General features: G+C 31.0%; 1 protein-coding gene. It reads right to left on the reverse strand.

The features are described from left to right. Nucleotides 1–65: 65 nt before the first annotated feature. Nucleotides 66–551: TolB family protein (locus ACODSI_RS15055; RefSeq protein ID WP_488917672.1), on the reverse strand; the 486-nt coding region annotated here is incomplete at its 5' end.

Raw genomic sequence — 551 nt, forward strand, 5'->3', positions numbered from 1 at the left:
TTCACTTCCGCATTCTGATAAATCCCGAGCCACGCCATTGGCGCAAACGGCTGTTGTGTGCAGTTTTATATGGTATTCCCGATAATTAAATTTGGAGTTGATACTGGAGAAACTACTTGTTGTAAATTATTTCCTGTTATGTCACAAGAGTAAACTGACCATAAAGAAGTTGTTGTATTTAAAACTACAAAAAATACAGTTTGACCATCTGGCGAAAGTCTAGGAGTCGCTTGAGAATTATTATTATTGACAATTAAGTTAGCTGGTAAGGTTATAGGAATTTGTGTTTGATTAGTACCATCATAGTTACAAGTCCAAATTTGAATATCTGAACCGACTTGTTTAGAATAAATTATTTTATTTAGTTGAGTAGTTGTTTTTTGAGGATTAGAGTTTTCTGAGTTAGAGCAGCTAATTTGAAATAAAATTCCAGCTAATGCAAAAACAGATAAATAAAGTGTACTTCTTAATAGATTTTTCATAATGTTTGGTTTTATTTTTTTTAATATTAAATTAGTTTTAGGATTTTTCGGCAAATTGCACACAACGTT

It is taken from the genome of Flavobacterium sp. FG139 (genome assembly GCF_057809695.1).